Source organism: Leucobacter massiliensis (genome assembly GCF_002982315.1).
In the GTDB taxonomy this organism is placed as follows: Bacteria; Actinomycetota; Actinomycetes; order Actinomycetales; family Microbacteriaceae; genus Leucobacter; species Leucobacter massiliensis.
This window is the reverse complement of sequence record NZ_MWZD01000013.1, coordinates 25892-40248: the sequence shown is the minus strand read 5'-3', so window position 1 is coordinate 40248 and position 14357 is coordinate 25892. Positions and strand designations below refer to the sequence as shown.

Genomic DNA, 14357 nt, shown 5'->3' with positions numbered 1-14357 from the left:
CGCCGGCGACCGCTGTGCGGCCGCGGCGAACCCCACCATCCTATCGAGGGGCGAACGGCAGCGGCTGCGCGCTGCGGCTGCCGTCAGGGTTCCACAGGCCCGAGCAGCCGCGACGGTGGCTCCACACGTGGTGCGCGTCGGCGACACCGACGGCGGTCATGAGCGCGTACACCGTGGTGGGGCCCACGAATGCGAAGCCGCGGCGCTTCAGCTCCCTCGCGAGCGCCTGCGACTCGGGCGACACGGCGGGCACCTCCGCGTCGCTCCCCGGAGCGGGCGAGCGCTCGGGCATGAAGGACCAGATCAGCTCCGGCAGATCGGGGCCCGGCTCCTCCCGCAGCCGCAGCACCGCGCGCGCGTTGCCGATGGTCGCCTCGATCTTGCGGCGGTTGCGGATGATGCCGGGATCCGCGAGCAGCCGCTCGACGTCGTCCTCGTTGAAGGCGGCGACGAGCTCGGGATCGAAGCCGCGGAACGCCGACCGGAAGGCCTCGCGCTTGCGGAGCACCGTCAGCCACGACAGTCCCGACTGGAAGGCTTCGAGGCTCAGCCGCTCGAACAGCCCGGTTTCGTCGAAGACGGGCATCCCCCACTCCGTGTCGTAGTAGGCCGTGAGCAGCGGATCGCTCTCCGCCCACCCGGCACGCCGCGGAGCCGTGCTCACTCCGGCGCCGGCTCTGCGGCGGCGTCGCCCGCATCGGCGTCCGCGGCGGCTTCGTCCGCGTCCCCGCCCGCGTCGGCTTCACCGAGGCCGAGCGCGGACGGCCCCTCGGTGACGAGCACGGCGAACTGGGCGGCGTCGAGCACGGGGATCCCGAGTTCTTCGGCCTTCGCGAGCTTGGAGCCGGCGCCCGGGCCCGCCGCCACGTAGTCGGTCTTCTTGGACACGCTCGAAGCCGCCTTGCCACCGGCCTGGATGATCGCCTCCTTCGCGCTGTCGCGGGTGAAGCCCTCGAGCGAGCCGGTGGCCACGACGGTCAGCCCGGCGAGCACCCCGCCGGCGGCCTGCGCGGCGCCCGGTCCGGGGTGCCCGGGCGTCGACCACTGCACGCCCGCCGCCGCCCAGCGCTCCACGATCTCGCGGTGCCAATCCGCTTCGAACCACTCCCGGAGCGACTCGGCGATGGTGCTTCCCACGCCGTCCACCTCGGCCAGCTCCTCCAGCGAGGCCGCGCGGATCGCGTCAAGCGAGCCAAACCAGTCTGCGAGGGCGCGCGCGGCGACCGGACCGACGTGACGGATGTTCAGCGCGACGAGCAAGCGCCACAGCGGCTTCGTCTTCGCCTTCTCCAGCTCGGCAAGGAAGGTCTCGGCGTCCTTCGAGGGCAGGATCACGCGGTGGTCCTTGCGGAACCCCGCCTTGCGCCGCTCGGCAGGGCTCAGGCCCGCCGCCTCGGGCGGGTACTCCGACGTCACCCGCTGGAAGGGCGAGCGGCGGCGCGGCTCCCCCGTCTCCTCATCGATGAGCGGCTCGCCGGTCTCGCTGTCCCGCACGACCACGGTGATGGGCACGAGCTCGTCGAGCGTCAGCTCGAACAGGCCCGCCTCGGTTTCGAGCGGCGGGGCGGCCGGGAACTCGGGCTGGGTGAGCGCGGCGGCGGTGATCTCCCCCAGCACCTCGATGTCGAGCGCCCCGCGCGAGCCGATGTGCTCGACGCGGCCGCGCACCTGCGCCGGGCACGCCCGCGCGTTGGGGCATCGCAGGTCGATGTCGCCCTCCTTCATGGGGCGCAGCGGAGTCCCGCACTCCGGGCAGTGCTCGGGCATCTGCCACTCGGTCTCGCTGCCGTCGCGCAGTTCCACGACAGCGCCCAGCACCTCGGGGATCACGTCGCCGGCCTTGCGCAGCACCACCGTGTCTCCGATGAGCACGCCCTTGGCCTGCACGACCTGCTGGTTGTGCAGCGTCGCCTGGCGCACGGTCGAGCCCGCCACCTTCACGGGCTCCATCACCGCGTAGGGCGTGGCCCTGCCGGTGCGTCCCACGCCGACGCGGATGTCGAGCAGCTTCGTGTGCACCTCCTCCGGCGGGTACTTGTAGGCGATCGCCCAGCGGGGCGCGCGGCTCGTCTCGCCCAGCTCGGCGTGCAGGGCGAGCTCGTCGACCTTCACCACAATGCCGTCGATCTCGTGCTCGACGTCGTGCCGGTGCTCGCCACGGTCCTCGATGAAGGCGACGACTTCCTCGACCGAGTCGAACACCCGCGAGTGCGGCGACACGGGCAGCCCCCACTCGGCGAGCAGGCGGTAGGCGTCGCTCTGGTTCGCGAAGGCGGGGTGCGACCAGGCGCCGATGCCGTGCACGTAGAGCGACAGGCGTCCCAGCCGCTCGCGCATCAGCTCGAGCTCGGCAGCGCTCTTCTTCTCTGCCCGCTGGCGCAGGCTGCCCGCCGCGGTGTTGCGGGCGTTCGCGAACTCGGGGTAGCGGACGGGGATCTGATCCTCGGCGCGCCCCTTCGCGAGCTGCTCCGCGGCGAAGGCGGCCTGCAGCTCGTGCTGCCGTTCGTTGAGCGCCTCGAAGTCCTCCCCGCGCAGGAACACCTCGCCGCGCGCCTCGAAGAACTCCGGGATGCCCTCGCCCCTGAGGCGCCGCGGGATCACCGGGATGAGGTCCACATTCTCGGTGATGTCCTCCCCCACCCGCCCGTCGCCGCGGGTCGTCGCGGTCTCGAGCACGCCGTCGCGGTAGGCGAGGCTGATCGCGAGGCCGTCGATCTTCAGCTCGCTCAGCCAGTGCACCTCGCGCCCCGCTGCGGCGCGGGTCTTCTCGGCCCACTCGCGGAACTCCTCGACCGAGAACACGTTGTCGAGGCTCAGCATCCGCTCAGCGTGCTCGTGCTCGGGGAATCCCGCGGAGACGACCGCAGCTCCCACCTCGCGCGTGGGGCTGTCCTGCCCTGCGAGCTCGGGGAACGCCCGCTCGATCGCCTCCAGCCGGTGGAACATCGCGTCGTACTCGGCGTCGGAGACGAGGCTCACGGCCTCGGAGTAGTAGGAGCGGCGGAGGCGCTCGATCTCGGCGGTCAGCCGTTCGGCCTCCGCGCGGGCGTCATCGAACTCGGCGGGGATGTCGGCGTTCTCGTTCACAGGACACAGTCTAGGAGCGCCCGCCGACATTCACGCCGAAGCGCTGGCCTCCGCCCGCCGACGTCCCGGCGCCATGGACGCGCCGGCCCCCGGGCTCGGCGTCCTCCCGCCCGCTCCCGCTCACCGGCACCGCGCGGTCGATGGTGAACTGGCCGAGCACGCGGGTGCCGCGATAGATCACCGCGGTCTGCCCCGGTGCCACGCCCAGCAGCGGCTCGGCGTGGCCGAGGTCGACGTCGGCCACCACCTCGTGCGTAGCGCCCGCGCGATGCTGCTCGGTGCGATCCGCCTCGTCGATCGCTTCGAGCCGGGCCACCGCCGGCACGGGGTCGGCGTGGGCGCGGATCTGCACCTCGCAGTCGAAGGGCTCCGCGAGCTCGATCCCGGGATCCCCCGCCCAGCTGTACCGTCCGCCCGCGATGCGGCCGATGGCGAGGCTCTCGCGCGGACCCACCACCACCTGGTTCGAGACCGGACGGATCGACAGCACATAGCGCGGGCGGCCATCGGCCGCGGGCCGCCCGAGCTGCAGGCCGCGCCGCTGGCCGACGGTGTAGCCGTGTGCTCCGTCGTGCCGCCCCACCACGCCGCCCGACTCGTCGACGATGTCCCCCGGCTCGCGCGACACGCGCTCGGAGAGCCACCCGCGGGTGTCGCCGTCCGGGATGAAGCAGATGTCGTGACTGTCGGGCTTCCGGGCGATCTGCAGGCCCCGCTCCGCGGCCTCGGTCCGCACCAGCTCCTTCGACGGCGTGTCGCCGAGCGGAAAGTAGCAGTGCGCGAGCTGCCGCTCCGTGAGCACCCCCAGCACATAGGACTGGTCCTTGGCCCACGCGCTCGCCCGGTGCAGCTCGCGGCCGCGGGGCCCGTCCACCAGCGTCGCGTAGTGGCCCGTCGCGACGGCGTCGAAGCCGAGCGCGATCGCCTTGTCGAGCAGCGCCGCGAACTTGATCTTCTCGTTGCAGCGCATGCACGGATTGGGCGTGCGGCCGGCGGCGTACTCGGCGACGAAGTCGTCGACCACGTCCTCCGCGAAGCGCTCGCTGAGGTCCCACACGTAGAACGGGATCCCGAGCAGCCCGGCGGCCCGGCGCGCGTCCATCGCATCCTCGATGGTGCAGCAGCCGCGCGATCCGGTGCGCAGCGTGCCCGGCATGCGGCTCAGCGCGAGGTGCACGCCGACGACCTCGTGCCCGGCGTCGACCGCGCGCGCGGCAGCCACCGCCGAGTCGACGCCCCCGCTCATCGCCGCCAGAATCCTCATCCGGGACAGTTTACGCGAGTCCGGCGGCGCGGGCACGCTCGAGCGCCCCGGGCAGCGCCGCGAGCAGCGCATCGACGTCCGCTTCCCGGGTCTCCGGACCGAGCGTGAAGCGCAGCGCCCCCGCGGCCTCGCGTTCGGGGACGCCCATCGCCAGGAGCACATGCGAGACCTCCGCGACGCCGGCCTGGCAAGCCGATCCGACCGACACGGAGATCCCGGCCGCATCGAGCAGGAACACGAGCGAGTCGCCCTGGCATCCCGGGAAGGTGAAGTGCGCGTTGCCGGGGAGCCGAGCGGGCTGCGGGACGGGCTGCGCAGCGGCGCCGGGGGCGTCCGCGGCACCGGGATCGCGGCCTGCCGATCCCGGCTCCCGGCCTTCCGATCCCGAATCCCGGCCATCCGATCCCGGCTCCCGGCCTTCCGATCCCGGATCGGCACCCCGCAGCACGGCCGCCGGGTCGATCCCGCGCACCCCCTCGATCAGCCGGTCGCGCAGCCGCGCGAGGCGCCTGACCCGCACAGGATCCGGCCGCCCCGCCGCGTCGAGAGCCAGATCGAGCGCCGCGGCGAAGGCCACGGCCCCCGCCGCGTCCTGCGTGCCAGAGCGGGCCCGCTGCTGCGAGCCGCCGTGCAGCAGTGCCTCGGCAGCGGCACGCCTGCCGAGCAGCAGCGCGCCGACGCCCACGGGCCCGCCGACCTTGTGGGCGGAAACGCTCAGCGCATCGGCCCCGCTCGCGGCGAAGCCGACGGGGATCTGCCCCAGCGCCGAGACCGCGTCGACGTGGGTGGCGACTCCCGCAGTGCGCGCCACAGCGCAGAGCGCGGCGACATCGTTGACCGTGCCCACCTCGTTGTTCGCCCACAGGAAGGAGGCGAGCGCGACCCGCTCCGCGCCGGCCGATGAGATGGCCAGCGCGAGCGTCTCCGGATGCAGCCGCCCCTCCGCGTCGACCGGCAGCCACCGCAGCTCGGCGCCCTGCTCATCGCGCAGCCACTCAGCGGCCTCGACGGTCGCGTGGTGCTCCCCCTCCGCCACGAGCAGCACCGTGCGCTCGGCGCCCGCCGCAGCGCCAGCCCGCCGCGCGGCCCAGAACATCCCCTTCAGCGCAGCGTTGATGGACTCGGTGCCGCCGCCGGTCAGGATCAACTCGGCGCGGTCGCAGCCGAGCGCGCGGGCGAGACGCTCCCGGGCTCCCTCGAGCACCTCGCTCGCCCGCTGCCCGTGCCCGTGCGTCGAAGCCGGATTGCCGACCGTGCGCAGCGCCTCGGCGTATGCGGCGAGCACGGGCTCGGGCATCGGCGAGGTGGCGGCGTGATCGAGGTAGACGCGCCCTCCGGCGAGCCGCGCGCCCGCCGCCTCAGAGACCTCAGGCACCGCGCCCCCGATCCCCTCGCTCAGTACAGCAGATTCGCGAGCCGGGCACGAGCGGCGATGACGCGCGGGTCCGCGACCCCCACGACCTCGAACAGTTCGAGCAGTCGCTCGCGGACCGGCCCGCGCGCCTCCGCGTCGCTCGCCGCGAAGAGGTCGAGCAGTCGCAGGAAGGCGTCCTCGACGTGCCCGCCCGAAACGTCGAGATCGGCGACGCGCATCTGCGCCTCGGCATCGGCGGGATCGGCCGCAGCCGCCGCTCGGATCTCCTCGGCGGTGCGTCCCTGCAGCCGCTGCAGCAGCTTCACCTGCACCAGCGCCGCACGCGCCTCGGCATCGGCGGGAGCCTTGGCGAGCACCGCCTCCCACTCGGTGACGGCGGCGTCGTAGTCTCCGCGCTCGGCAGCCTCGACGGCGGCGAGGTGCGCGGGCGGGATCGCGGGCTCGGCGGGCGGCTCCGCCGGCCCCTCGCCCGCGCCGGGGGCCGAGACACGGCCCACCACGCCCTGCTGCTCGGCCAGCTGGACGAGCTGCCCGAAGACCTCGCGGACCTGCGCCTCGGGCACCGCGCCCTGGAAGAGCGGCACGGGACGGCCCCCCACGAGCGCGACCACCGTGGGGATCGACTGGGCCTGGAACGCCTGCGCGAGGCCCGGGTTCGCGTCGACGTCGACCTTGGCCAGCAGCACCCGCCCGCCGAAGTCGCGCGTCACCCGCTCAATCACGGGGCTCAGCGTCTTGCACGGCTGGCACCACTCCGCCCACAGATCGAACACGACCGGCACCACGGCCGAGAGCTGCGCGATCTGCTCGAAAGACGCGTCGGTGACGTCGAGCACCAGGTCCGGGACCTCGACCGTCTGACCCCCCGGCGCGGATGCGCCCGCAGCTGCGCCGGGTGCTCCGCCGGGCCCCGCCGGCTGACCCGCCTGAGCGGGCTGCCCCGACTGCGCACGCGCCGCCAGGTGACTCAGATCGACACCGCCGCCGGGAATCCTCCCGGGCATCTGCTGACTCATCCTCAGTTCCTCACTCCCACCAGCTCGCTCGTCACGCCGAGCAGCTGGATCTTCGATCCGTCCGACTTGCTGGGCACGAAGAAGAGCAGCTGGTGCGCGACCTCCTGCACCAGGCGATCCTGCTCCCCCTCCAGACCCGAGAGCGCCGTCACGGCGTCCTGCGCCTGCGGCTTGTAGCGTCCGCCCTCGACGATCTGCTCCTCGATGACGGTCGTGGCCACCAGCGCTCCGCCGACGCCCGTCGAGAGCGCCACGGGCGGCTCGTCCCCCTGACGCGCTGCGACGGAGAACTTGAGGTCCTGTCCGTCAGCGTCAGACTTCTGCTGCGCCTGTTCGGCGCGCGCCTTGCCGTAGTTCTCGACGAGCGACTCGTCGCTCAGCTCGAAGTCCTCGGCCTCCGGGCCGTCCACGCCGTTCTGCAGCACCGAGGCGAAGGCGGCGCCCACCTCGCCCGGGGGAAGCACGAGGGTTTCGAGGTCATTGGAGAGCAGCGCCGTCCCCTCCTCTGCCGGAGCCGCCTGCGGCATGGAGATCCCGCCGCGCAGCGCGATCACCCGGGACACGAGGTAGTTCTCCTGAGGCGACTGCTGCGTGAGGATCAGCGCGAGCGACGGCGACGCGGCAGCGGGCTCCGTCTCGCTGTCCTTGCCCTCCGTGGGTTCGGGATCGCCGGCGGCGTCGGTCGCGCCCGAGGTCGAGGCGACCGTCACGAACAGGGTGCGTGGCCACGACTCGGTGCTCTGCACGAGCTCGTAGTCGAGTCCCTCGTCGGTGAGCCGCGGCGGGACGATCCCGTAGTCCGGCTTCGCCGCCCTGATCTTGTAGTTGGCGCTGCGCTGCGCGAGCGCGTCGCCCGTGAACCGCTCCTCCAGCACAGCGGCATCCAGCTCGTCGTCGGCCTCGTTCGCGACGGCGGCGACCCGCTGCACGATGCGGTCGAGCTGCGCGTCCTTCACGGGCACCGGCGCCACCGAGGAGCTCGTGGGCGACGGCGCAGGCTCCTCCTCGGCCTGCTCGCCGAACTGCGGCCAGTAGCTCGCCGAGCAGCCGCTCAGGCCGAGCGCCACCACGATGCCGAGCGCGGGCAGGGCGGTGACCCGGGCGCGACCGCGCACGGAGGAGGCGCGAAGCGGGCGGCCGGCTCCGAGAGCTCGCATCTGCGTTCCCCCGCTCGCCGCCTCCGGGGCCTCCGGGACCACCGGGGCCTCCCCTTCACGAGCACCAGCGGCACCGCCGCGACGGCCGCGCGGCGTGAAGATGTTCCGGATGCCCTGCAGCGGGCCGCGACGGCCGCGACGCGGTCCGAGACCGCGACGGTCGTGATCCACCGCCAGCAGGTAGAGCACCGCACCCACCACGGCGAGGACGCCGCCGGCCGCGAGCAGCGGACCCGCCCAGGGCGTGTTCTGGTCCTGCACCCACACGAGCGTGACGTCCTTGGGCACCGGTGCCGCTCCGTCCGCCGCGATCAGCACCGATTCCCCCTCGGCGAGCGCAACGGGAACGCGGAGGGTGCCGGTCTCCGCGCCGCTGCCGGCGTCATCGATCGACCGCTCCTCGAGCCACAGATCGCTGCCCCGGGGATCGACCGGCTTCCGCTCCTGCGTCGCCCCGGCCGCGTCGCCGCCCTGGGCGGCTCCGCCCTCCTCGGCACCCGCGGTCCCGTCCTCCGCGCCGTTCCCGGCCTCGGACTCGTCGGGCGCGGCCGCCACGAGCGCGCTCAGCAAGCGCTGCTGCTTCGCGTCCACGGTGAGATCGGCGTGCAGGAACGGGGCGACCCAGCCGCGCACATCGCGCGTGGCGCCCGTCGCGACGAAGGCCTGCTCGCCGCGCACCACGACGTTCGCCTGACCGGTCACCTTCGCGAACTCGGAGCCGTCGATCACGGCGTAGCCGGCCTCAGACTTCGTGTCCACGGGGAAACTGATCTCCGAGGGTCCTGCGAGAAAAGTGCGCTGGCCGATGCCGAGCAGGAGCAGGACTCCGGAGAGCACCAGCACCGCGATCGCGAGCACATAACGCACGGGGGCTCCTTCTGGGTAGGGGTCGCGAGGGACAGAGACGCTGTCCACGCTACCCGAGCTTCCCGGAAGCCACATGAACGAGCCCGGATCGCCGAAGTCGATTGCGGTATCGTAGGTGTCATCCTCCTCGGCCGTTCGCGAACGAACCCGCCCGGCCGTGGCGAGCTCGTTCCGATTCCGGAGGCACAGTGTCCGAATCCCCTCAGCAGTTCTCCCCTGCCTTCCGCGGATACAACCGCGAAGAGGTCGACGAGCGCGTCGCCGCCCTCACCGGGCACATCGCCACGCTGCAGTCGCACCTGCAGTCCCTGCAGGCCGCGCACCAGCAGGCCGCCCAGACCGGCGAAGAGCAGCGCCGCCTCATCGACGATCTGCAGGAGCAGGTCGCGGAGCTCGGCGCCACCGGCTACTCGGGTCTCGGGCTGCGCGTCGAGAAGAGCCTGCAGCTCGCCGAGGACCATGCGCAACGCCTCATGGCCCAGGCCGATCTCGATGCGGAGAAGCTGCGACGCAGCTCGGAGGAGGAGGCGAAGCGCGTGCTCACGCGCGCGCAGCAGCGCGCCGACGAGATGCTGAGCACCGCCGCCGAGCAGTCCGAGGTCATGCTGACCGGGGCCCGCAACGACCTGGCGGCGCAGGCCGCGGCCGCCAACGCCGAGCGGGAACGCCTGCTCGAGGAGGCCAGGCGGATCGCCGCGCTCGAGCGCAGCTCCGCGGAGCGCGAGATCACGTCCGAGCGCGAGACCGCTCACCGCGAGGCCGAGGCGACCCTCGCCGAGGCGCGGGCCGCCGCCGCGCTCGCGCTCACGGAGGCTCAGGAGCAGGCCGCGCAGCTGCGCGCAGAGACCGAGCTGCACGCGGAGGCCTTCGCCCGCCAGAAGGCCGAGAGCGAGCGCGAGGCGGAGCTCGAGCGGGCCCGCCTCGTCCGCGAGGGCGAACGCGCTCGCGCCGAGTTCGAGGCGAAGCGCCAGCGCGAAGAGGCCGAGCTCGAAGAACGCTTCACCGAACGCTCCCGCGAGCTCGAAGCCGACTTCGCCGCGCGCAGCCGTGAGCTCACCACCGAGATCGAGACGCTCAGAGGGCGGATCGCTCAGGAGCGCGCAGAGCACGACGCGGCGCTGCAGAGCGAGCGCGAGCACCATGACCGCAGGATCGCGGCGGAGCAGCAGGCGCACGCCGACCGAATCGCGCAGGAACGCCGGGAGCACGAAGCGGCACTCGCCCGGGAACTCGAAGCGCAGCGGGCCGAGCTCGCAACGCTGGCCGAGCAGGGGGCGCGGGAGCGGGCCCGCGCCGACGCGGAGTCGGCCCGCGAGCGCGATGAGCTCCGCGAGCGCACCGAGACGGAGCTCGCGGCGCGGCGCGAACAGCAGGAGTCGGCCCTCCGCGCGCAGCTCGCCGAGCATGAGGAGAGGATCGCGCGCGAGCGCGACGAGCACGAGCAGCGGATCTCCGAGGAGCGTGGTGCGCACGACGAGGCGATCCGCGCCGAACGCGTCTCGCACGAGGCGCGGCTGAAGAACGAGCGCGACGAGCAGGAGTCGCGGCTCTCGACCGAGCTCGAAGCCCATGTCTCCCGCCTGGCCCGCGAGCGCGGCACGCACGAGGCCACGCTGGCGGCGGAACGCCAGGAGCACGACGCCACGCTCGCCGCCGAGCGCGAGGAGCACGACGGCAGGATCGCGCGGGAGCGGGCACGCCACGAGTCGAGCCTGGCGGCGGAGCGGGAGGAGCACGACGCTGCCCTCGCGGCGGAGCGCGCCCAGCACGAGGCCGGCATCGGGCAGGAGCGGGCGAAGCACGAGGCCGCCCTGGCCGAGGAGCGCGCCCAGCACGAGGCGCGGATCTCCGCCGAGCGCGAAGCGCACGAGACGCGCATCGGGAGCGAGCTCGCCGCTCACCAGGATCGGCTCATCGCCGAGTGGGACGAGCACCGCTCCCGGATCGAGACCGAGCGCCGCGCGCACGAGGAGGCGCTGCTCGCGGCGGCGAAGGACCACGAGGCGGCTCTCGCCAAGGAGCGGGCTGCGCACGAGGCCAGGATCTCCGACGAGTCGACGATGCACGAGCAGCGGCTCACGGCGCAGCGCGAGGAGCACGAGCGAGCCGTGGCGGAGCTGCGGGAGGCCGAAGAGGAGCGGCTGCGCATCCAGCGCGAGGAGGCCGCCGAGGCGCTCGGGCTGCAGCGCGAGGAGCTCGAGCTGCGCATGGAGCGCGAGCGCGCAAGGCTCGACGCCGACATCGCGCGGGAGCGCGCCGAGCACGAGCGCGCGATCGCGAGCGCGCGCGCCCAGCACGAGGACGAACTGCGCAGGGAGCGGGAGGCGCAGGCCGCGGCGCTTGCGCGCGAGGTCGAGGCCACGCGCGCCGCGGTCACCGAGGAGACGGACCTGCTCCGTGCGGACACCGTCGCAGAACTCGCCGAATACCGGGCAAGCGAGGAAGCCGAGCTCTCCCGGCTGCGGGCCGAAGCGGAGGATGCGGCGCGCGAGCTCAGGCGCCGGATCGAGGCGGAGACGGCGGAGTTCACCGCGAGTGCCGCTCAGCAGCGGGAGCAGCTCGAGCGCGAACTCGCGGATCGCCAGCGCGAAGCCTCTGAGGCCGCCAGCCGTGAGGTCGCGGCGACACGGGCCGAGCTCGATGAACTGCGCGGCCAGCTCGAGACGGCGCGCACCGAGTACGAGCGCATCACCACCGAGGCCGAGCAGGAGGCTCGTGAGACGCGCGCGGAGGCCGAACGGCAGGCCGCAGAGACCGTGCTCGAAGCCGAGCGGCGCGCGCAGGCGACCTTCGCAGCAGCCGAAGACCGCGCCACGAAGGTGCTCGCAGCTGCCGAGGACCGCATGACGCAGCTGAAGGTCGAGCGCGGGGCGGTGGCACGCTACTTCGAAAGCCTCGGCGAGGTCATCACGAACGCGCAGAAGATGAGCACCGTCGCCGGAAGGCTCGTCGAGCAGCCCGTGGCGGAGGGCCTCGAGTCGCAGCAGTCCGAGGGGGCCGGCACCGCGTAGTCCCCGCCGGCCGCGTCAGCGCTGGAGGCGCTCCTCGTCGACCTCGACGGGCAGCGGCGTGCCCGCGGTGCCAACGGCCGCGACGATCTCATCGAGCACGCGGCGTGTCTGCTTCTCCCCCACCCACAGGTGCTTGCCGCCCTCCACGGCGATGAGCTCGGCGCGGGGCACCACGGCGAAGCGCTCGCGCGCCTCGTCGGGCCGCAGATAGTCGTCGAGCTCGGGGATCAGCGCGACCAGTCTCGGCGTCGCTTCCTGCCAGGCGGCGAGCTCACGCTGGCTCGTGCGGTGCAGGGGCGGCGAGAGCAGGACCGCTCCCTCGATCGGGTGCTCCAGGCCGTACTTCAGGCTCAGCTCGGTGCCGAACGACCAGCCCACGAGCCAGGGCGCGGGCAGTCCGCGCTCCGCGACGAAGCGCATCGCGGCGGCGAGATCGAGGCGTTCCGTCTCCCCCTCGCCGAACGTGCCCTCGCTCGTGCCCCGCGGCGAGGAGGTGCCCCGGGTGTTGAACCGCAGCACCGCGAGATCGGCGAGCTCCGGAAGCCGGTTGGCGGCCTTGCGCAGGATGTGTGAGTCCATGTACCCGCCCGCGGTGGGCAGCGGGTGCAGGGTCACGAGGCTCGCCCGGGGCGGGCGCCCAGCGGGCACGGCGAGCTCGCCGACGAGGGTGAGCCCGTCCTCGGTGCGCAACTCGACGTCTTCCCGCTGCGCCCGCAGCACGGTTCCGCTCGAGATCTCCGTCATCGCTTCATTCCTCCTGGTTCGCGGCTCGGATCCACCCCGGCCGGCTCGGGTCGGCGAGGATCGGGCAATGCCATCCAGCTTAGAGCCCGCCCGGCCGGCGCGCGTGACCTGCCGCCCGCCGACTGCCCGCGGCGGGAGCGGGGGGGGCGCGGGCACGCGGATCGACGCGCCCGCCGCTCCCGCGGACGCCTCACCGCGGATGGCTCTGGCAGGATGGTACGCATGACTCTCACCGCTGCGGCAGACGGCTCCGCTCTCGGCAACCCCGGTCCCGCCGGCTGGGCGTGGGTGATCGACGATCAGCGCTGGCGGGCAGGCGGCTGGCCGCGAGCCACGAATAACCAGGGCGAGCTCATGGCCGTGCTCGATCTGCTGCACGCCACCGCCCACCGCGCGGGCGAACCGCTGCACGTGCTCTGCGACAGCCAGTACGTCATCAACTCGGTGACGCAGTGGATGCCGGGCTGGAAGCGCCGGGGCTGGCGCAAGGCCGACGGCAAGCCCGTGCTCAACCGGGAGCTGCTCGAACAGCTCGATGCCGCGCTCGCGGGGCGCCAGGTCACCTTCGAGTGGGTTCGAGGCCACGCCGGGCACCTGCTCAACGAGGCCGCCGATCTGCGCGCGCGCTCCGCCGCAACCGCCTTCCAGGCTGGCCGCGAGCCGGAGCGCGGTCCGGGTCTCGGCGAGGAACACGCCCCGGGTCCGGAGGGCGTGCTCGAGCAGCCCGCCGCTCCCCCGACCCTTTTCTGAGCGCCCGCCCGCGAGCGACCATTCTGAGCGCCCGCCCGCGAGCGGACCCAGCGCCCGCCCGCCAGCGGACCCAGCGCCCGCCCGCGAGCGACCCGCATCGGGACGCGGGCGGAGCGATCAGGATCGCCAGCAGTGAAGATGGTGATGCCTGCGATCCCGCACGGCAGCCTCGTCACCGAAGAGATGATCCGCGCGCCAGGCCACCACGTGCGCCTGACCGACCGGGATCTCGGATCCGCAGTCCGGGCAGCGGTACGGCTTTTCAGCGCGGTGGGCGGGGATGTCGCGCACGAACCACTCGCTGCCCCTGCGCAGCTCCTTGCGGGCACCGCCGTAGGCGAGGCGCGTCACGTCACCCGGCGGTGCCGCCGCCGCACGCTGGTACTTGTTCACCCCTCGGCGTCGCCCCACGGGCGGATCACCACCAGTGGTTCGCGGTCCAGAAATCGTATGCCGCAGCCCAGCTCCCGTACCGGCCCACGGCGTAGCCGCTGGCCCAGCGGAGATTGTCGACCGGATCGTAGCCGTTGCCGGGCACCTTGCTGCAGGGGAGCGCCTGGATCAGGCCGCAGGCGCCGGAGCTCGCGTTCGTGGCGTTGGGATTCCAGCCGCTCTCCCGAGAGGCGATGTAGTCGACGTATCCCCAGTCGCTCTCGGCGATGCCGGCGGCGGCCATCCACTCTGCCGGCGAGCCGCCGCCCGTGTACTTCGGCGGCGCACCGGCCGAGCCGGACTGCTGACCGCCCCCGGCGGCCTGCTCGGCCTCCTTCGCAGCCTTCTCGGCCTTCTCGGCCTTCGCGGCAGCCTCCTCCTCGGCCTTGATCCGATCGCGCTCCACCTGCGAGAGGTCGCCCGACACATCGGTGAAGACCAGATCGGCCTCATCGCTCGCGTTGGGCGTGAACTCCTGATTGATGCGCTGCTCGAAGGCGAGCGTCTCGGCGTCGGCCTCCGCGCTCGGCATCGCGAAGGGCGCGACGACCGCGACGCCGAGGAATCCGACGACGGCGAGTGCGGCGAGCGGGGAACGCAGACGAGACCAGCGGGACACGGAGGCGGGCTTCAGGGTAGACACAATGTAACGAT

The 14357-nt window shown here is 73.3% G+C and carries 11 protein-coding genes; 2 read left to right on the top strand and 9 right to left on the bottom strand.

Features of this window, described 5'->3' with window-relative positions; all coding sequences use genetic code 11:
- Positions 1 to 40 precede the first annotated feature (40 nt).
- From B4915_RS02365 to B4915_RS02340, 6 genes are read right to left on the bottom strand one after another with little or no spacing between them, the layout of a single operon-like run.
- Entirely contained in the window at positions 41 to 664 is a 624-nt protein-coding gene (locus B4915_RS02365; RefSeq protein WP_105804253.1) for a DNA-3-methyladenine glycosylase I, read from the bottom strand.
- The gene (gene ligA / locus B4915_RS02360) at positions 661 to 3117 is read right to left on the bottom strand and encodes an NAD-dependent DNA ligase LigA (RefSeq protein WP_105804252.1); all 2457 of its coding nucleotides are present in this window, start codon (positions 3115 to 3117) and stop codon (positions 661 to 663) included. Before ligA ends, B4915_RS02365 begins: the two co-directional genes overlap by 4 nt.
- Positions 3098 to 4351, bottom strand: coding sequence for a tRNA 2-thiouridine(34) synthase MnmA (mnmA, locus tag B4915_RS02355; protein ID WP_105804569.1), 1254 nt, complete (start codon positions 4349 to 4351; stop codon positions 3098 to 3100). The genes ligA and mnmA overlap by 20 nt, the downstream gene beginning before the upstream one ends.
- 10 nt (positions 4352 to 4361) lie before the next feature.
- The gene (locus tag B4915_RS02350) at positions 4362 to 5726 is read right to left on the bottom strand and encodes a cysteine desulfurase family protein (protein ID WP_245907302.1); all 1365 of its coding nucleotides are present in this window, start codon (positions 5724 to 5726) and stop codon (positions 4362 to 4364) included.
- Positions 5727 to 5746: 20 nt separating this feature from the next.
- Positions 5747 to 6742 carry a tetratricopeptide repeat protein gene (locus B4915_RS02345; protein WP_105804251.1) on the bottom strand — a complete coding sequence of 332 codons (996 nt, stop codon included), beginning with the start codon at positions 6740 to 6742 and terminating at the stop codon, positions 5747 to 5749.
- Positions 6743 to 6744: 2 nt separating this feature from the next.
- Positions 6745 to 8766: a DUF8094 domain-containing protein gene (locus B4915_RS02340; protein ID WP_105804250.1), complete on the bottom strand. Its 2022-nt coding sequence runs from the start codon at positions 8764 to 8766 to the stop codon at positions 6745 to 6747.
- A gap of 188 nt (positions 8767 to 8954) precedes the next feature.
- Here B4915_RS02340 and B4915_RS02335 point away from each other — a divergent pair, with 188 nt between their 5' ends.
- Entirely contained in the window at positions 8955 to 11777 is a 2823-nt protein-coding gene (locus tag B4915_RS02335) for a hypothetical protein (RefSeq protein ID WP_105804249.1), read from the top strand.
- 15 nt (positions 11778 to 11792) lie between these two features.
- Here the strand turns inward: B4915_RS02335 and B4915_RS02330 are convergent, their stop codons facing one another.
- Positions 11793 to 12521, bottom strand: a complete 729-nt coding sequence (locus B4915_RS02330) for an alpha/beta hydrolase (RefSeq protein WP_105804248.1) — start codon at positions 12519 to 12521, stop codon at positions 11793 to 11795.
- Between the two features lie 222 nt (positions 12522 to 12743).
- Here B4915_RS02330 and B4915_RS02325 point away from each other — a divergent pair, with 222 nt between their 5' ends.
- The gene (locus B4915_RS02325) at positions 12744 to 13271 is read left to right on the top strand and encodes a ribonuclease H family protein (RefSeq protein ID WP_105804247.1); all 528 of its coding nucleotides are present in this window, start codon (positions 12744 to 12746) and stop codon (positions 13269 to 13271) included.
- A 117-nt stretch (positions 13272 to 13388) separates the two neighbouring features.
- Here the strand turns inward: B4915_RS02325 and B4915_RS02320 are convergent, their stop codons facing one another.
- Together B4915_RS02320 and B4915_RS02315 are read right to left on the bottom strand one after the other, a co-directional pair.
- Positions 13389 to 13682, bottom strand: a complete 294-nt coding sequence (locus B4915_RS02320; protein WP_105804246.1) for an ATP/GTP-binding protein — start codon at positions 13680 to 13682, stop codon at positions 13389 to 13391.
- 7 nt (positions 13683 to 13689) lie between these two features.
- Positions 13690 to 14346: an aggregation-promoting factor C-terminal-like domain-containing protein gene (locus B4915_RS02315; RefSeq protein WP_245907301.1), complete on the bottom strand. Its 657-nt coding sequence runs from the start codon at positions 14344 to 14346 to the stop codon at positions 13690 to 13692.
- Positions 14347 to 14357 lie beyond the last annotated feature (11 nt).

Coding starts and splice junctions, on each gene's coding strand:
- B4915_RS02330 (WP_105804248.1), bottom strand. CDS start 12,521: ATGACGGAGATCTCGAGCGGAACCGTGCTGCGGGCGCAGCGGGAAGAC.
- B4915_RS02325 (WP_105804247.1), top strand. CDS start 12,744: ATGACTCTCACCGCTGCGGCAGACGGCTCCGCTCTCGGCAACCCCGGT.
- ligA (WP_105804252.1), bottom strand. CDS start 3,117: ATGTCGGCGGGCGCTCCTAGACTGTGTCCTGTGAACGAGAACGCCGAC.
- B4915_RS02345 (WP_105804251.1), bottom strand. CDS start 6,742: ATGAGTCAGCAGATGCCCGGGAGGATTCCCGGCGGCGGTGTCGATCTG.
- mnmA (WP_105804569.1), bottom strand. CDS start 4,351: ATGAGGATTCTGGCGGCGATGAGCGGGGGCGTCGACTCGGCGGTGGCT.